23 protein-coding genes are annotated in these 17,422 nt (G+C 42.5%); 4 read left to right on the top strand and 19 right to left on the bottom strand.

Features of this window, described 5'->3' with window-relative positions:
* Nucleotides 1-3: 3 nt before the first annotated feature.
* Nucleotides 4-951 (top strand): DUF5712 family protein, encoded by a 948-nt coding sequence (locus J3L18_RS21295; protein ID WP_129567783.1) that lies wholly within the window; start codon nt 4-6, stop codon nt 949-951.
* Between the two features lie 269 nt (nt 952-1,220).
* Here J3L18_RS21295 and J3L18_RS21290 read toward each other — a convergent pair whose 3' ends face one another.
* The 19 genes from J3L18_RS21290 to J3L18_RS21200 form a co-directional block, all read right to left on the bottom strand.
* Nucleotides 1,221-2,195, bottom strand: a complete 975-nt coding sequence (locus J3L18_RS21290) for a YeiH family protein (RefSeq protein ID WP_129567782.1) — start codon at nt 2,193-2,195, stop codon at nt 1,221-1,223.
* 86 nt (nt 2,196-2,281) lie between these two features.
* Nucleotides 2,282-2,896 (bottom strand): class I SAM-dependent methyltransferase, encoded by a 615-nt coding sequence (locus tag J3L18_RS21285; protein WP_129567781.1) that lies wholly within the window; start codon nt 2,894-2,896, stop codon nt 2,282-2,284.
* A 7-nt stretch (nt 2,897-2,903) separates the two neighbouring features.
* Entirely contained in the window at nt 2,904-3,482 is a 579-nt protein-coding gene (locus tag J3L18_RS21280; RefSeq protein WP_129567780.1) for a TlpA family protein disulfide reductase, read from the bottom strand.
* A complete protein-coding gene (locus J3L18_RS21275) occupies nt 3,479-4,819 on the bottom strand; it encodes an MBL fold metallo-hydrolase (protein WP_129567779.1) in 1,341 nt (446 codons plus the stop codon). The genes J3L18_RS21280 and J3L18_RS21275 overlap by 4 nt, the downstream gene beginning before the upstream one ends.
* 1 nt (nt 4,820) lies before the next feature.
* Nucleotides 4,821-5,231, bottom strand: coding sequence for a DUF6691 family protein (locus J3L18_RS21270; protein WP_129567778.1), 411 nt, complete (start codon nt 5,229-5,231; stop codon nt 4,821-4,823).
* Nucleotides 5,228-5,788 carry a YeeE/YedE family protein gene (locus tag J3L18_RS21265; protein WP_129567777.1) on the bottom strand — a complete coding sequence of 187 codons (561 nt, stop codon included), beginning with the start codon at nt 5,786-5,788 and terminating at the stop codon, nt 5,228-5,230. Before J3L18_RS21265 ends, J3L18_RS21270 begins: the two co-directional genes overlap by 4 nt.
* Entirely contained in the window at nt 5,775-6,578 is an 804-nt protein-coding gene (locus J3L18_RS21260) for a sulfite exporter TauE/SafE family protein (protein ID WP_129567776.1), read from the bottom strand. Before J3L18_RS21260 ends, J3L18_RS21265 begins: the two co-directional genes overlap by 14 nt.
* A gap of 59 nt (nt 6,579-6,637) precedes the next feature.
* Entirely contained in the window at nt 6,638-7,246 is a 609-nt protein-coding gene (locus tag J3L18_RS21255; RefSeq protein ID WP_129567775.1) for a Crp/Fnr family transcriptional regulator, read from the bottom strand.
* A 74-nt stretch (nt 7,247-7,320) separates the two neighbouring features.
* Nucleotides 7,321-7,986 (bottom strand): FAD-binding oxidoreductase, encoded by a 666-nt coding sequence (locus J3L18_RS21250; protein WP_129567774.1) that lies wholly within the window; start codon nt 7,984-7,986, stop codon nt 7,321-7,323.
* 45 nt (nt 7,987-8,031) lie between these two features.
* Nucleotides 8,032-8,397: a hypothetical protein gene (locus J3L18_RS21245; RefSeq protein ID WP_129567773.1), complete on the bottom strand. Its 366-nt coding sequence runs from the start codon at nt 8,395-8,397 to the stop codon at nt 8,032-8,034.
* Between the two features lie 74 nt (nt 8,398-8,471).
* Nucleotides 8,472-8,933 (bottom strand): hypothetical protein, encoded by a 462-nt coding sequence (locus J3L18_RS21240; protein ID WP_129567772.1) that lies wholly within the window; start codon nt 8,931-8,933, stop codon nt 8,472-8,474.
* Nucleotides 8,934-8,942: 9 nt separating this feature from the next.
* Nucleotides 8,943-9,836 carry a LysR substrate-binding domain-containing protein gene (locus J3L18_RS21235; RefSeq protein ID WP_129567771.1) on the bottom strand — a complete coding sequence of 298 codons (894 nt, stop codon included), beginning with the start codon at nt 9,834-9,836 and terminating at the stop codon, nt 8,943-8,945.
* A gap of 15 nt (nt 9,837-9,851) precedes the next feature.
* Nucleotides 9,852-9,998, bottom strand: a complete 147-nt coding sequence (locus J3L18_RS21230; protein WP_189549034.1) for a hypothetical protein — start codon at nt 9,996-9,998, stop codon at nt 9,852-9,854.
* A gap of 174 nt (nt 9,999-10,172) precedes the next feature.
* Nucleotides 10,173-10,913, bottom strand: coding sequence for an extracellular solute-binding protein (locus J3L18_RS21225; protein WP_129567770.1), 741 nt, complete (start codon nt 10,911-10,913; stop codon nt 10,173-10,175).
* On the bottom strand, nt 10,910-11,548 hold the full coding sequence (locus tag J3L18_RS21220; protein WP_129567769.1) for a peroxiredoxin: 639 nt from the start codon (nt 11,546-11,548) through the stop codon (nt 10,910-10,912). Before J3L18_RS21220 ends, J3L18_RS21225 begins: the two co-directional genes overlap by 4 nt.
* A 24-nt stretch (nt 11,549-11,572) precedes the next feature.
* On the bottom strand, nt 11,573-12,493 hold the full coding sequence (locus J3L18_RS21215; protein ID WP_129567768.1) for a molybdate ABC transporter substrate-binding protein: 921 nt from the start codon (nt 12,491-12,493) through the stop codon (nt 11,573-11,575).
* 34 nt (nt 12,494-12,527) lie between these two features.
* Entirely contained in the window at nt 12,528-12,986 is a 459-nt protein-coding gene (locus J3L18_RS21210; RefSeq protein ID WP_129567767.1) for a DsrE family protein, read from the bottom strand.
* A gap of 13 nt (nt 12,987-12,999) precedes the next feature.
* On the bottom strand, nt 13,000-14,106 hold the full coding sequence (locus J3L18_RS21205; RefSeq protein WP_129567766.1) for a c-type cytochrome: 1,107 nt from the start codon (nt 14,104-14,106) through the stop codon (nt 13,000-13,002).
* A gap of 99 nt (nt 14,107-14,205) precedes the next feature.
* The gene (locus J3L18_RS21200) at nt 14,206-14,595 is read right to left on the bottom strand and encodes a YidH family protein (RefSeq protein ID WP_129567765.1); all 390 of its coding nucleotides are present in this window, start codon (nt 14,593-14,595) and stop codon (nt 14,206-14,208) included.
* A 101-nt stretch (nt 14,596-14,696) separates the two neighbouring features.
* On the opposite strand from J3L18_RS21200, the gene J3L18_RS21195 reads away from it, so the two are divergent.
* The 3 genes from J3L18_RS21195 (at nt 14,697) to J3L18_RS21185 (ending at nt 17,418) form a co-directional block, all read left to right on the top strand.
* Complete coding sequence (locus J3L18_RS21195; protein ID WP_189549032.1) at nt 14,697-15,383, top strand: VIT1/CCC1 transporter family protein; 687 nt, start codon at nt 14,697-14,699, stop codon at nt 15,381-15,383.
* Between the two features lie 818 nt (nt 15,384-16,201).
* Entirely contained in the window at nt 16,202-17,167 is a 966-nt protein-coding gene (locus J3L18_RS21190; RefSeq protein ID WP_311084060.1) for a site-specific integrase, read from the top strand.
* Nucleotides 17,107-17,418, top strand: a complete 312-nt coding sequence (locus J3L18_RS21185) for a site-specific integrase (protein WP_375339170.1) — start codon at nt 17,107-17,109, stop codon at nt 17,416-17,418. The genes J3L18_RS21190 and J3L18_RS21185 overlap by 61 nt, the downstream gene beginning before the upstream one ends.
* Nucleotides 17,419-17,422 lie beyond the last annotated feature (4 nt).

Raw genomic sequence — 17,422 nt, 5'->3', positions numbered from 1 at the left:
GGTATGTTTATCAACATAACAGACAGTAAAACTGCCGACAACAAAGGCAGTGCGGGAGGTTTAGTTAACTATCTGGAAAAGGAAAACCGTTTGGATAATGCTGAGCATGAATATTGGTTTAATCAGACAGATAATCGTTTTGCCGCGTATGAAGTAAGGCAAAAGATTGATAGTAATGTCGCTAAACTCGGTCGCAATGATGCAAAATTTTTCCTCATAAATATCAGCCCAAGTCAAAAGGAACTCAATCACCTACTCGCAGAACATAATCGGGAACAAGTTAAAGAACTATTAAAGGATTATGCAGTTTTGGTGATGGATGAATACGCGCACAATTTTAACCGGCCAAATATTAAGGATAGCAATGACTTGATATGGTTTGCCAAACTGGAAAACCACCGCTATTACAGCTATGACGATAAGGAAGTAAAACAAGGTTTTAAAAAGCGGGGAGAACGAAAGCCGGGAGAACAGATGCATATTCAAATAATTGTCAGTCGAAAGGACGCCAGTAATACCGTAAAGCTCAGCCCGATGAACAATTCACGAGGGCGAAATGTCGAACATTCTAAAAAGATGGGCGAATTTGACAGGGTAGCCTTCAAGCAATGTGGCGAGCATATTTTTGATCAACATTTTAAATTTGACCGTGACTTACATGATACTATGGCGTATGCCAACGTAATAAAAAACGGCAGCCTTGAACAAAGGCGCCAAATGGATATACTCTCTGCGGGAGAATACTTTGCCCCAAATAAAGATCAAGTTAAGGAATTAGCCGAAGGAATTGCAAAGCAACAATATGCCACGCCACAAAAAATGATGGCATCTACTGGTACTACCATCGGAAAGTTTTTAGATGTATTGCTGGAGCAAACGCCTATTGCCGCCGCCCCACATCCAGACCGGCCAAAAAAGAAAAAGAAAAAAGGACAAGGTTATAGTTATTAAAGTATGCTCCTGATTGAAATAAATTTATCTTTTGAAAAAACTTGCTGGTTAAAAATTAATCGCAACATTGCGATACAAATAATGGGCATTACCAAAACATGAGCGCCGGGGTAACCGCAGCGATACAGCCACTGCAATTGATATTTGTTTTGAATTTTAAAGTTTGCATTTTAATAGTTAGTACAGTGATTATTTGACATATGCTTAAATACAAAAATAGCTTGCAGCAGTAGCAAGCTATTATTTGATTCTGCGATTATTTTATGAAATTACGCTAAATGCATCACCGCATACAAAGCACTTACAGAGATCAGTATCCAAAGTGCAACGCCCTGTACTAATGGCTTGAAGCCTACTGAAACCAGTACCTGGCGCGATAACCCTGAACCAATTAGAAACAGTGTTAGCGTTAATCCTGCTTTGGCAATATTTACCATATAAGGGCTGATAAGCTTAACAGCGGGGAAATAAGTATTAGCGATCATAGCCAGTATGAATAATCCGATGAAATAAGGGATGGCTATTTTTTTAGATTTGTTTTTGAACAAAAAGGTAGAAAGAAATGCTACAGGAATGATCCATAATGCTCTTGCCAGTTTTACAGTTGTAGCTACCTCTAATGCGTGTGCCCCATATTTGCTGGCAGCACCAACAACTGAGCTGGTATCATGAATAGCAATAGCGCACCATAAACCGAACTGGGTTTGTGACAGGTTGAAATAATGACCGATAACCGGGAAAATAAAAAGCGCTATGGAATTGAGGATAAACACACAGCCCAAAGCGACAGAGATTTGTTTTTCTTCAGCTTTGATAACCGGCGAGATAGCAGCGATTGCACTACCGCCGCAGATAGCCGTACCGTTTGAAATAAGGTAAGATGTTTTCTTCTCGATCTTCAGCCATTTGCCTATCAAAAAACCGAACACCAACGTACTGGTTATAGAGGCGATGGTGAACAATACACCTTCTTTACCTGCCTGCATAGCGCTATGCACGTTCATACCGAAACCCAAGCCAACAACAGAAACTTGCAATAAAAGGTGAGTGGCTTTGTGATTTAGATGCAGATATGGATGCCCTAGTACTTGTGCTATGATCAATCCAAGCAACAAGGCTATTGCAGGGCTAATAAATGGTGTTAGGCAAAGGACAACGCATAGTATGAAAATTACCTTACGTGTATTATCGTTCAGATTGAGTAAAGTGCTTTTTTGGGCGGTTAACTGATGTTGGGTATCCATGTTCTTTTGATTTTGATACCACAAATTTCCATCAATTATTTAGATGTTTTTTATCACAATTGCCAATCGTTCATAACCTGATGTTATCAAATTTTGCGAAACCAATTGTAGGTAAAGACTTGTTCTGTGCTAAATGGTGTTAAATGGGAATGATTTGTACTGCCTATCCACTGAAACCGGGACAGAAACAGGTCTGTTAAAGATGTTTCCGAATGCCGGGCGACCGGCAGGCCGCTGCATTTTTCAGGGCCGTTTAACGCAAAGGTACTGATGAGCATTAGGCCACCCGTATGTAAATGATTAGCCGCTATAGCTGCGTACTTTTTTTGATCGGCTTCGTCTGTCAGAAAATGAAAAGCAGCGCGATCATGCCAAAGATCGTACTGAACATCATTTGACAGTTCGAGAATATCACTGGTAATCCAGTTAACAAATGATGCGCTGTTTCCTAATCTAAACTTCGCCCGTTCAAGTGCATTATCTGAAATATCCAGTACGGTAATGTCCGAGTAACCAAGATCAAGCAAATGGTCAACCAGTAAACTGTCGCCGCCTCCGATATCAATAATGGCGGCCTCATTTGGTAAATTGAAGTTTGATATAATAGACAGAGAAGTTTCTGGCGTATGCTCATACCAGCTTACCTCGATTAATTTTTTTTGGGCATATACGTTTTCCCAGTGTTCCTTTTTATTTTCCATAGGTAGGCTACTGGTTTGCTAATTTGACCAGGTAAGATTGAAATTTCGAATTGCTATAATCGGCTATTCCTTCATGATGGAATATCATGTTGCCTTGCTGGTCGATTATTACTGTCGTCGGCAAAGTGCCATTAAATATGTCCTGCGGAACCGAAGCGGATAATTTGTATAGCGGCAAGCTGTAATGATGCTGGCTTACAAAAGCTTCCGCTCCTTTTGAAAAATCATCTGCATCAATCATTATGAAAACGATATTTTTTTGAGAAGCCAATTGCTGATGAAGTTGGCTAATGCCGGGCATTTCAGCGCGGCAGGGCGGGCACCATGTTGCCCAAAAGTTAATAAAAACAACTTTTCCTTTTAGGGATGAGAGACTGATCGTTTTGCCATGGATATCCGAAAAGACCATATCGGGAACGGCATCACCTTTAGCTTTATCAACAGATATATCAGGTTGAAACAAACCGATTTTCATCAGGCTTTGTATAAAAAACACCTTCGTAGCCGGATTAAATAATACCAATAAGATCACTCCAAAAAATAATACGTTGGAGATATTACGAAAGGTAAATACCCGTTTCCTCATGCCGGAATAAATTGCTTAATGTTATCTCCCATATCATATATCTGCGTTTTTGAGCCGAAAGCATTCGCAACAATACTGCTTCCGGCGGCGCTTCGGTAGCCACCGGCGCAATGTACAACAATAGGTTTGTTATAAGGCAGTTCGCCCAGGCGCTCTCGTAGTTCATACAAAGGTATATGGATCGCATTTTGAAAAATAGGCTTTGCTTTTATTTCGGCTATATTACGAATATCAACTATTGTAAAATCATCGGTTGCGTTATTAAATTGGTTAATATTTAGTGCGGCCATCTTTTCATTACCCGTTTCAACAACAAATGCTGCTTCTATAAAAGCTTCGTAACCAATTTTTGCAGTTTTGCTGATCAGTTGCTTTAGTTTCTCCTCGTTTTCAGCTACGAGGTAGAATGCTTCTTCAGGAGCAATAATGCTGCCCAGCCAGGTCTCAAACTTACCGCCATCCTGGATGTTGATCGATCCTGGTAGGTGTCCCTTTTTAAATTGGACTTCAGGCCTTGCATCAATAATAAACAGTTTGCTATTCAGCTTAACGGGTTTCTCAGTCGGGACATCGGCCAGGACAGTATTCAATGCCATAGCACCATGCTTGTTCAGGGCAACATCATAAGCAAAGTATTTTGGTATAAATGGCTGATCTGCCAACAAAGCCTGCACAAATTCAGTTTCGCTAATTTCCTTTAACGACCAGTTGCCTGCTTTTTCCGCGCCGATAATGCTGCGATTAGCTTCGCTCAGCGCTTTGCCGCATAGGGTACCTGCACCATGTGCCGGGTAAACCCAAACCGCATCATCCAACAGCAACAATTTGTCGCGAAGCGAATGATACATTTGTTTGGCTAATTCTTCACGCTTGGCGGTGAGGTTTCCGGCTTGCTCCCGCAGATCAGGACGGCCGCAATCGCCGATGAATAAAGTGTCACCGGTAAATACGGCTTTATCCTGACCATTATGCTCCAAAACAATGCTGATACTATCCGGCGAATGGCCTGGCGTGTTTAAGGCTTTTAATTTTATTTTACCGAAGGATATCTCATTACCATCGTCAAATGTTTGATGGGCATATTCAGCGCCCAATAATTTGGAGCAATAAATGACCGCTCCGGTAACCTGCTGCAACTCCAGGTGCCCGCTTACAAAATCGGCATGCGGATGGGTTTCAATAATGCCAATTATTGTTGCATCGTGCGCTTTTGCGTAAGAGAGGTATGACGTAATATCCCTTGAAGGGTCGATCAGCACGATCTTTTTTTCGCATTCGCTTAATATCGCATAGGAATAATGCGACAGGCCTTTATCTTCAAATTGTTCGATCTTCATATTAAAGAGGGAGTTTTTCACGTAATAAACCATAAACCCAGGTTCCTGCAATAGCGCTCAGCAGCGTTACAGTTGTAACCAAAATACCGCTGCCGATCTGCGCAAACAATGGGCCGGGGCATGCGCCGGTAAGCGCCCAGCCTAATCCAAAGATCAATCCGCCATAAACGTATCCCCAGTTAAATTTCTTGTCTGGGATAACAATAGGTTCCTGATAGATCGTTTTGATATTAAAGCGCTTAATTAATAATATGGAGATCATGGCTACTACAATGGCGCTGCCGATGATGCCATACATATGAAAGGATTGCAAACGGAACATTTCCTGTATGCGGAACCATGAGATCACCTCGGATTTGATCAGGATGATACCGAAACACATCCCTACCAGTATAAACTTCAGATTCTTCATAGCTGTAATAAATAAGGTAAGATCAACCAGGTCATGACGAAGCCGCCGATCATAAAGCAGCAGGTGGCTACCAGGGAAGGCCACTGTAAAGAGGAAATACCCATAATGGCATGGCCGGAAGTACAGCCACCGGCATAGCGCGTACCAAAGCCAACCAGGAAACCGCCGATTACAATAAACACAAACCCTTTTAAAGTGGTAAGCGCCTTGAAACTAAAAATATCCCGTGGCAGTAAACCGCTGAAATCTTTAATGCCCTGCTGCTGCAAGGCAACAATGGTTTTAGGATTGATGCCCACCGGCCCGGGATTGGACAATAAATGTGCGGCGATGGATCCGCCTATAACGATGCCTGCAATAAAAAACAAATTCCATGTGTCCTTCTTCCAGTCGTATTTAAAAAAGGAAATATTTGCCGGGATACAAGCCGCGCATATCTGCCGCAAAGTAGATGAGATACCGAATGTTTTGTTACCCAATATTAATAGTGCCGGCACGATGAGCCCTATCAACGGCCCGGCTACATACCAGGGCCACGGTTGTTTAATGATGTCCATGTGAGTTAGTTAAAGTGCTTATTAAAACAAAGATACCCATAGCCAATACAAACCAGCCAAAGGCAGGCTTCAGGCGAGTATCGCTGATGAACCGCGTGAGGTAACTGCCGAGGATGATACCGGCAATGGCAAAACCCGAAAAGACGGCTAAAAACTCATAATTTATTACTACATGCCCGGTGATATCACCCAATACACCCAGCAGCGAGCTAATAGTCATTACCATAAGCGAAGTACCCACTGCTTTTTTCATCGGTAAACCTGCGAGCAATACCAGCGATGGAATAATAAGAAAACCACCGCCAACACCTACAAAACCAGTGATAAGGCCAACAGCTATGGCCTGCAAAATTAATCTTGGATAACTAAGCTCTTGGGAACTACCACGATCTTCCTTTTTATTCCGGATCATGGAAAGGGATGCTGCCAGCATCAGACCGGCAAAAACAAGCATCAGCAGCATGCTTTTGGTAACAGTCCAGTGTCCGAGCGTAAATAAGTGAATTGGTATCACTGGCATTACCCATCTCCGCATGATAAATACGGCGGCCAAGGATGGTAAACCAAAGATCAACGCGGTCTTAACATCCACATTGCCTTTTAGGTAATGGCTGGCCGCACCTGCGGTACTGGTTAGTCCAACTACAAATAAAGAGTAAGTGGTCGCCAACACTGGGTCGATAGCAAAAAAATAAACGAGAATAGGTACGGTTAGGATGGAGCCTCCCCCGCCTATTAACCCAAGGGACAAACCAATTAAAACCGAAGCTGCGTAACCTGCTATTTCCAAAACCTGATGATTGATGGAACAAAGCTATCCGCTTTCAGCCCGGCAATTGGTGACTTATGTTACACAGAGAAATTTAAAGTGATCTTATTGCGGGAAAGGGAGATCATTTCCTTTTTTTCCATTTGCTTAAGCAAGCGTGATACTACTTCGCGCGTTGTGCCCAACTCTTCTGCCAGTTGCTGGTGAGTGATCTGAAATTCATGGGAATTGAATACTGCGGCTTTCTTCTTGAGCAGTTCTACAATACGGTCATCCAATTTTTGAAAGGCAACTTCATTGATCACAGTAAGCAATTCTTCGAAACGCTGGTGGTAAAGTTTAAAAATAAAGTCGGCCCATTCGGGATAACTTTTTACCCATTCGCTGGCTTTGGTAATGGGCAGCATCAAGACGTCGGCATCTTCTTCTACCTCCAGTCGCACTTTCGAGGTATCCTCATGTATCCCGGCCAGGAATGACATGATACAGCTTTCGCCGGGTTTGATATAATATAAAAGGATCTCGCGGCCGTCCTCATCCTGCCGGATAACCCGCATACTGCCGGATAAAAGCACCGGTAATGATCGCACATAACTATTGGACGACATCAACACCGTACCGGCAGGCAACTGTTTACGCTGGCTGTTTTCTTCTAACGCTGATTGCAATGCTGGCCCAAACTGTATCATGCGGTAAATTTAGCAGGCTTGCGGCGTATTATAAAATCTTAGAGAGTTGTGTATTACTGTTGAATGCACCATGTTTACTTCTCGTAAACCAATCTATCTGGTGATACGCCCATACTTAATAAGATGTCGTTTACATCGTTCACCATTTGCTCCGGCCCGCATATATAAAAATATTGCTTAAGGTCATTGACGTTTTCTTTGAGAAATGCATACCCGATTCTTTTATTCAAATATAAATCTTCTGTTTTCCCGCTAATAAGAAATATCACTTTGCTGCACAACATATCTTTAAGATCATCCTCAAGAATAATATCACCCTTTGACTTGTTCGCAAAGAATAAAGTGTTCCCATTTAGCTGGCCAAATTGATGGAGTTGTTTTAAAATGGCTAAAAAAGGCGTGATCCCTGCGCCACCCGCGATAAAATATCCGGGGCCTTTATATTCAATTGACCCCCATGGATCATTAATGATCAACTCATCACCTTTTCCCAATTTGTCTAATTGTTCGGTCATACCATGATGATCCGGATAGATCTTGATGGTAAATTCAAGAAAGTTCTCTGAGTTTAAACTTGTAAAAGTAAACGGGCGGAGGACATCTGTCCATTCCGGTCTGTTGATCGAAAGTTCGGTGGCTTGCCCCGGGTTAAACCGATAACCGGCTGGCTTTGTTAGCCTGAACCTTTTAACATCGTGAGTGATCTGTTTAACAGAAATTATTTCAACAGTATGTTTCATGTTGTGTTAAGCTGAGTGTGATGGAATTTAACTATAAATTACAATTCAGGCAAAATTCGTATGTCTGTATTTACTAAATAATGATTTGATAGGGCATGTCATTGTCAGTGCAGTAACTGCTAAATACATAATGAGCGGGGCTATGAAGATCATGGTATGCGTCCCACAGTACCAGTCAATAGCAGATAATGGCGGCATGCAAACTACCAAAATTCCCCTGATAGCTGCACCTTCGCTTGTTAAGTTTTGAGGAGCATCTTTGTCGAACCAACCTTTCTTTGTTTTGACACCGATCACGGGTATATCTTCTACTGCGGTGTGCTCCACAGCATTTTTAGGGCTGTGATCGAATTTACATTGCTTGCCGTTTTCTTTGAATTTGGGGGCGATAACCAATTGATACGTTTTCATGATATTTGATTTTATTATTCAAATATCGATAGCTTTTGGGCTATATTTTTATCACAAAATCGACTTAACGATAGCTAAAGGTTATCGATCATGTGTCTTAACCAGGTTGATATATCGTTGATAAAGACTTGCCTGTTCCTTTCACTTCCTGCGGGATATGCGGTGGTCAGAATTTCAGAGGGGGATGCCCCGGCATCGATAGCTGCTTTCTTGACATCGGGAGCAATTCGCTTCATTAAAATGATAACGTGTTTAGGTTGAATCAAACGCATACGATCTGCCAACTGTCTGGCAGCATAAGGCGTTAAGTTAACTGAGGTTTCTTTACCCAGAGGATATAGATGATCCAGGACGCTGCCGGACTTGTTAAAAAAATCAAGAAAATCGTCAGCAGAACTAAATTTACCAAAAGCCTGTTCAAAGGCCGCGCGCATTGCCCGGAATAAATTGGTGTTTTTTAAATAAAAATGGTTGTTGGTAGAGCCAGGTGCTTCGGCAATAAACATGATAATGACTTTTTTCTTCTTTTCAGTCATATCAGATGCTTATAGGCTCTTATAGCTTTTAGCGAATCGCATAAATATTTCTGCTAATGATGAAGGTTGACCGTGTGGCAGGATAAAATAAAATGGCCGCTCAATAGTCAGGTCTTTAATGTCGATGATCCGGCATTCGTTATACTTCAGCTCTTTCAAGATCGACTGCACCGATACAAATGCAAAACATTTGCTGTGTAACAAATAAGACTTTATACTTTCCGTGCCGCCTAACTGCATTTCTATTTTCAGATCTGATAAATTGATATTGAAAGGCTTTAAAGCGTGAGCAATAACGTCCAACGTTCCCGAACCGGGTTCACGGAGCAATAAAGGCAGTTCTATTAATTCCTCCGGTTTAATGCTGTCTTTTTTAAAAGTATTAGAGGCACTACAGATCAGTACCAGTTCATCGCTCAAAAATTCCTGGTAGCTGAGCTGCGGATTACGGAGGATGCCCTCTACAATGCCCAGGTCGATCTCTTTATTCAGTAAGGCCTGCTCCACCTGCTCCGTATTACCTGGCACCAGGTTCACTTGAACGTCTTTAAACTTTTCATGAAACCTTGCCAGTACCGGCGGGATAACGTATTGTGCTACCGTATTACTGCCGCCGATGCGCAAAATGCCGGAATGTTTTTTAACCAACAGGTTCATATCAAAGTCCAACTCGTTATAGACAGCCGCCAATTTATCTGCATAGGCCAGCAGCATTGCGCCAGCAGGCGTGAGCGATATTTTTTTGTTGCCACTGCGTTCTATCAGCGTCGTTTTGAACTGTTCTTCCAACTCTTTAATATGCTTGGTTACCGCAGGCTGGCTGATATACAACTCAGCAGAAGCTTTGGTAAAATTCAGCCTCTTGGCTACCGTATGAAAAACCTGTAAGCGGAAATCGAACATATTGATAAAGGGTTATTAGCTAAGTCGGAAAAGTAACAACAAAAATGGAAAAGTAGCTGCTGTCAATACGATAACAGGTACAGCGATTTTTAGAACTTTGTCGCCAATAATTATTGTTTGGTCATCAAATTCATAATGGACGTAACGTTGAATAGTTTTCATGATCTTATTTGTTTATACCTCAAAGATCAATCATAAAACCAAGTCATTTTCATCATCAAAATAGATGGTTGATAGTCTAAAGTTATGAAAAAATGCTTTTTGTTTCAAGTATCCAACGTAAACAGGCCAGTACAAACGGCCTGTTTAATATTTAGAAACAAGTTGTTGAACAATTTATTCCCATCCCCATTTCTTAAATATCATGTGGCCATCGGCACTTTGCAAGAATTGAATGAATTGTTTGGCTTGCGCAGCGTGTTTGGTATTGGATGTGAGTGCTATCGGTGTACCTCGATACAAGCGCGATGACAAAGGCAATTCCACCAACTGCGTAACATCTTTCAGGTTTTCATGCCACGATGCATAGGTGATCCAAGCATCATAGCTTTGGTCTTTCTTCCAGGCATCGATGCCCAGCGCGGTATTGGCGAATGAGCCGCCGATATTTTTCTGAATGCCCCCGATCAGGTTTTCCGTACCGGCAATGTCTTCCCACAAGCCCAACTGACCCGCCCCATTTACATCAAGCACTTTAACGCCGGTTTTGGCAAGATCTTTCAAACTCGTAATCTGTTTTGGATTTCCCGGTCTGACGAGAATAGCCGCACGCCTTTTAAAAAGTTCGACACGTGTGGAAACATCAATCACCCCTGGATGGGTTTGCATGAACTGCGTAAGCATATATTCCGCCCCGCCGTAGATCACGTCGGCATTGGCCTGGGCCTGCGAAATCCACTTAGACTCGGGGCCACCGGTCACTTTTACCGGAATTCCTGTTTTAGCGGTGAATGCTTTCGCGCAATCCTGCATGGCTGATAAAGGGCCACCTGGACCATAAACATAAACCGTATCCTTTGTTTGTGCAAAGGATACGGTTGCCTGTAAAACGATTATTGTGGTGATCAAAAATTTCATTTTTTGGCAGGTTGTGGTGTGTAACGTAAATAAGGTTTGATGATACGGTGGCCCCCCGGAAATTTGGCAGCGATATCCTCCGTTTTAATACCCAGGCCAATAATCACATCATCGCCTGCTTCCCAATTCGCTGGCGTGGCTACGCTATATTCGTCGGTCAACTGTAGAGAATCGATCACTCTTAATACTTCGTTGAAGTTACGACCGGTGGATGCCGGATAGGTGATCATGAGTTTAACCTTTTTATCAGGCCCGATGATAAATAAGGAACGAACGGTAGCTGTTGCCGACGCATTTGGATGTATCATGTCATATAGCAATGACACTTTTCGATCCTCATCTGCGATTAACGGAAACTCGACACTACAATTTTGGGTTTCATTAATATCGCTGATCCAGGCAAGATGTTTATCAAGCGGGTCTATACTTAAAGCAAGCGCTTTTACATTACGTTTATCAAATTCGCCTTTTAATAGGGCTGTCTTACCCAATTCGGTAGTACATACGGGGGTATAGTCGGCAGGGTGAGAAAATAAAACGCCCCAGCTGTCGCCCAGGTACTCGTAAAAATCAATTTCCCCGATGGTGGTTTGTGCGGTAAAGTTTGGAGCTAAATCTCCTAAATGCAATGACATATCTTTAATTTTAATATGAGTTTATTATTTAGTTGTAAAACCGTATTTGCGGTATATCGCTTTAGCTGTTGGACTAACTAAGAAGTCCATAAAATCTTTAGCGGCCTGAGCATGGGGCGCGTTTTTTAGTTGCCCTGCAACGTAAGTCGCATTGATATTCTGATCGGATGGGATCTCTACCATCTCAACAGGGTGTTTGATCATCACCTGGTAAAAGGCTTCACTATACCAAACCGGGGCTGCATCTGATTGACTATACATGATACGCATCGGTGATTGACGGTGGTGGATCTGGGTCAGGTAAGTGGTACTATCCTTTACCTTATCTTCCATAATGGTTTTACGCAAAGATTCCGTGCCGGCCAATACGTAGGCCTGCTCAATGCGCTTGCCTATTCCTTCAAAGTCCGGATTCGGCATGCTAACACGGATAGCGGATTGTCCCAAATCTTTTAACCCTTTTATATTTTTCGGATTTCCTTTCTGCACCATTATGGCCAAACGGTTATAAGCATAGGCTTCGGTTTTGCTGAAATATTCCGGCATTTGATCCGTGCGGTTTTTTCCTGCGGTATATACATCAGGCTTAAGCGTAATACGCATGTTCCCAATGGTAATAGAGCTGCCCATAATCTGTTTGGCTAATATGCCCGGCGGCAAGGTTTCCGCGAAAATGCGCTGGTATTGCGGGTGTTCCTTTTTAAAAGCTGCCATCAGGTCATCTATGCACATGAACTGGTTGCCGGCAAAGAATACCACTAACTGCGGATCGTTAATGTCGCCAAACAGATCGGGTACGTTATCTACGCCGGGCACGGTAAACATGACCTTACTTTCCGGCGGCGTATTCCATGGCGGATCAAATCGGTGATCCTGTGCTTTAACCTGGCTGCCCAGGGCGGTTATTGCTGCTATTGCAAATGCTATTTTATGAAGATATTTCATGATCTGTTATTTTGAATTTAAGTTGTGATAAGAATTACGGGTGTACGGTTGCCCAGCCCTCATATTGGCGGATAATGATCTCACCATTCCCGCTGGGCACATAAGAGATAAAAGGGAACAGATCAGCTTTGTCTATCTTTCGTTCCCTGATCGTGTTGCTGCATTGCGCTAAAACTACCCCTTTAGCCTGCAAGTCTTTTAAAGCCTGCTCGTAAGCGCCGTTTTTCATAAAAACTGCTACCCCATCGCCAAAAGCGACCAATTCGACATGCAGTTTACCTTTCAGCCGTGGATCTTCAATCGCGTTGTCGATATTACGCAGGGTCCCTTTGATCTTTTTATCATCATTAGAGTTAAGGATGTATAAAGCATTATAATGTTTAAGTTTAGCTTCGGCACCGGTAAAGGTGGCCGGATCTTTTTGTTGCGCTATGGCAGGTTTCACAAACGCCATCAGGGCGAAAGCTGCTAAAAGAAAAGTGTACTTTTTCATGGTTTCTATTTGTTTATGATTTTTTACTGGTTAATTCTTTTTGTGCGTCTTTGATTGGTTTAAAGGGTCCGAGTTTATGCTGTTTCTCGCTGAAGCCATCGGCATAAGGGCCAAATGGAAAATCGATCGGTTTTTTCTTCAGGTTCGTCCAATCCTTGTGCTGATCTTTATGGGGCCGCGGTTGTGTATTAATAAAGGCAGCTACGTTCCAAGCTTCTTCATCTGTCAACTGCGGGCTTTGATAGGTTGCCCCAAAAGGCATGTTGTTTTTGACGAATCCGGCCAGGTTAGTTAAACGGTACATCCCGGCACCATCATTATAGCTATGCTTTCCCCAGAGTGGCGGGTTAGCATAGGTCTTTTGATCCGCGTTTAAAAGGCCTTCACCGTTAGAGCCATGACAACTTTGGCATTTCATTACAAATACCTCTTTACCTTTTTCAGGGTCAGCCGCATGATCCATAAAAGCAATTTTTTCAGTTGCACTGCCAAATAGCTTCTGACCTTTCTTTACATCCTTTCCGATCCATTTCATATAGGCCAGAATAGCTTGTACTTCTTTACCCGCGGTATCGGGCACCTTGCCCGCTAAACTGCGCTCAAAACATTCTGCAATACGCTCTGACGCTGGTTCTACCTTACCGCTACGTCCGCTCATCTTGGGGTAGCTGCTGATGAACCCGGCATAATCATTACCGAAGATTTTTGTACCGCCTGCCAAATGGCAATTCTGGCAATTCATCCCGTTGGTGATCATGGCTACGCTTCCTTTAGGCCCGAAGTATTGGGCGGTATGCGCGATGAGCTCCCGGCCATACCGAATGGCATCACCTGCTTTACCTACCGGAATGGTGCTTTCTTCAGGCGCTTTCCAGGCATCGGCCGGAACACGGCGCGGCGTAGTACCGGCGGAGGCTTCAGTGGATGGGACGATAGCCATTTGATTAGGCTTGGCGCTTGCCTGCTTCGGCGTATCAGCGAATTTATGACCTGCTGGTGTAAGTAACGTAAAGATCACTATTGCTACACAAACCGCAAACAAAATACTTACGGCTATCAGTGCTCTTGATACTTGGACCAAAGCGTTAATTAATTCTTTATTTTCGTCTTGCTGTTTCATACTGCTCGGTGATTGATACTCCAAAAGTACAGATGAAATACGCGCAAGTTTTATCATCACTTGTGATGATTGATAACCTATAGTTATGAAATTGCAGATTTAAATATTGGGAAGTAAATACCATAGCAACAAAATGCTCACTAAAACAATGGCAACTGTAAGTAATAACAATAAAAGAAATGATGGATAATAAGCCTTACTTAATAGTTGCTTGTCGATATGCCGATACCTTACATAGCCCAGCAAAGCGATTGCTGCCCCAATCGCAACCAGTGTAACGCCAATAGCCGCTGAAAACCCTTTACCCGAAACTGGAACTTTAGTGGAAATAACCAAAGAAAGCTGCTTAACGAACAAACTGAATTTTACAACCACGAAACCAAAACCCATCAACGCAATACTCGTTCTTATCCAGGCCAAAAAAGTGCGTTCATTGGCCAGATGATCGCTGGGATTGATGGTTTTGTTTGCTAAGTCGTCAGGTTTCATTATTCAATAACCAAAGCCGGTGTGTTTTGTTCAGCATATTAAGACCAATCATAAATTGCGATGATTTTAAGGACTTCACATCATACCGGGTACTTTTGAAGATGCATCGCGAACACCACATCAACAGCTCGGAAACTATTAGGGACATTGTAATTGGTATGTCTGACGGATTAACTGTACCCTTTGCCTTGGCCGCCGGACTAAGCGGTGCCGTCAATGCCTCCGGGATTGTAGTTACCGCAGGCATGGCCGAAATTGTAGCAGGTTCTATAGCGATGGGACTCGGCGGCTTTTTAGCCGGAAAGACGGATGCCGATCATTATCATTCCGAACTGAAAAGAGAGTATGATGAAGTTGAACGCGTACCCGAACAGGAAAAAGAGGAAGTTAAGCAGGTATTTGCCGATTTTGGCTTATCACCTGATCTGCAACAGCAAATTGCCAACGAGATGTCGAAAGACAAGGATAAGTGGGTGGAATTTATGATGCGCTATGAACTTGGTTTAGAAAGGCCAGATCCTAAACGGGCCAAGAAAAGCGCGCTAACCATTGGGGTATCTTACATCGTTGGCGGCATTATACCGTTATCGCCCTATATTTTTATCCATAATGCAACCGAAGCGTTAACAGGCTCATGCATAATTACGCTGATTGCTTTATTTATTTTCGGTTATTTCAAGAGCAAACTAACAGGGCAGCCACCAGTTAGCGGTGCGATTAAAGTGGTTGTGATTGGTGCTTTGGCAGCCGGGGCCGCATTTTTATTGGCAAGGGCTATTAACAAATAACCTGCAAAATACCTTCCTTCGCGACTTTTTATATTCTATATTCCTTATTCACCACCAACGCAAAAATAGCCCACCGCCAGGATAAAACTTCAAGGCTACACAAGCGCGGCGCGGGTTGTCCGCTTTCAGCGGTTGCGCCCCGGCCTTGACATTTTACCCGGCTCGCGCTGTTGGTTGCTTAAGTGTTGAATAAGGAATGGTGAGTTCAATAGCATGGCGGCAAGTAAGAAGAAGTCAATTAATTTGAAGCCCCTATCTCATTAAAAGCATAAAGACATAAATCCATAATTAGGATGAATTTTTTGTAGAGAAATGACAATTAGGGGGAAATTTTTGTAGAGGAGAAGTAGATAGGGTGAAATTTTTGCAAGTACTCTTTCATTTAACAGTTAGGATGAAATTTTACCATAGCTAATATTTGCCAGTTTTTTTTATTTTTGTTAGTGTCATTTGATATTGAATGCTATTGTCATCGCTCAGAAAAAATTCGGGAGTACAGTAGTTGAAAATTGGTAAAATACTAAATAACAGCATATAAGTGGATAGGGTTACGGAGCCGTCCATTCCGCTAAATCAATATTAAAATTGAGCAAAACCCTTCAAATGATATCATTTGAAGGGTTTTTTGTTTTCAAACCTCACCAAATTATTCATCTGAAATCATAATTCTGGTGAGTAATGCGGTGAGTCAATCAAAGTAGCTCAACGACTCACCAATTCTTTTGCAACTGTTTGATATGCAAGCGGTTCAGTGTATGAACTTCTTGCGCTCAAGTGATGAGAAAATTAATTTTGTTTCACTATTAATCCTCATTTCTATGAGAACAAACGTCAATCTGCTTTTCTATTTGAAAAAGCCAAAGAACTATCAATCAGGCCCAATGCCCGTTTATCTCCGGTTTACTGTTGACGGTAAACGATCAGAAGCCACTACCGGCAGAGTCTGTGAGCCGTCCCGCTGGAATAATAAAGCCGGAAGACTTACAGGAACGAAAGAAGATGTCCGCGCCTTAAACAATTATCTCGATGGATTACAATCCAAAGCATTTGATTGCCACCGGATCATGACTCTGCACGATGAATTAATTACTGCTGAAACCTTGAGGAATAAATTTATCGGCAAGGCAGATAGGGTAAGAACAATTACAGCAGTATTCGCAGATCATAATCAAAAGATGCAAAACCTGGTAGGGCAGGAATTTGAGAAAAGCACTTTGCAGCGCTATGAAACTTGCCTGATGCATATCAAAGATTTTATGCAATGGCAATTCAACGTATCGGACCTGCCTGTTACCAAAATTAGCTTTTCCTTTTTAAATGATTTTGAATACTATCTGAGAAGTATTCGCAAATGCGGTAATAACTCTGCGATCAAATACATCAAAAATTTTGGAAAGATTGTGAGAATATGCCTCGGCAATGGATGGTTGACCGTCGATCCTTATCTCAACTACAAACCGAAGACTTCTAAGGTTAACCGAATAGCGCTAACAAAAGACGAGCTGAAAGCCCTCTCGGAAAAGGAGATGCCGATGGAGCGGCTGAAATTGGTGAAGGATATTTTCCTGTTTAGCTGCTACACCGGCCTTGCGTATGTAGACGTAAGTAAGCTTAAACGTTCTGAAGTACTAAGGGGGATTGACGGCGAAAGTTGGATTTACACAAACCGCAAAAAAACGATACGCTATCCCGCATCCCCTTGCTTCCTTCCGCACTCGAAATTATGGAACGATACCACGAAAACCCGCAATGTCAATGCGATGACAGGGTATTGCCGGTATTAAGCAATCAGAAGATGAACGCCTACCTCAAGGAAATAGCTGATCTATCTGGTATAAGCAAAGTACTTACTTTCCATATTGCCAGGCACACGTTTGCTACTACCATCACGCTAAATAACGGGGTGCCGATAGAAAGCGTTGCTAAAATGATGGGGCATACCAGTATCAAAACCACGCAGATCTATGCTAAGGTAATGGATCATAAGATCAGTGAAGACATGAGTCTGCTGAAGCAAAAATTAGCTGCAAGTTGACTAC

Origin of the sequence: Mucilaginibacter gossypii (assembly GCF_017569325.2) — a bacterium.
Lineage (GTDB): Bacteria > Bacteroidota > Bacteroidia > Sphingobacteriales > Sphingobacteriaceae > Mucilaginibacter > Mucilaginibacter gossypii.
Note: the sequence above shows the minus strand (reverse complement) of the source record. Positions and strands in the feature narration are given on the sequence as shown.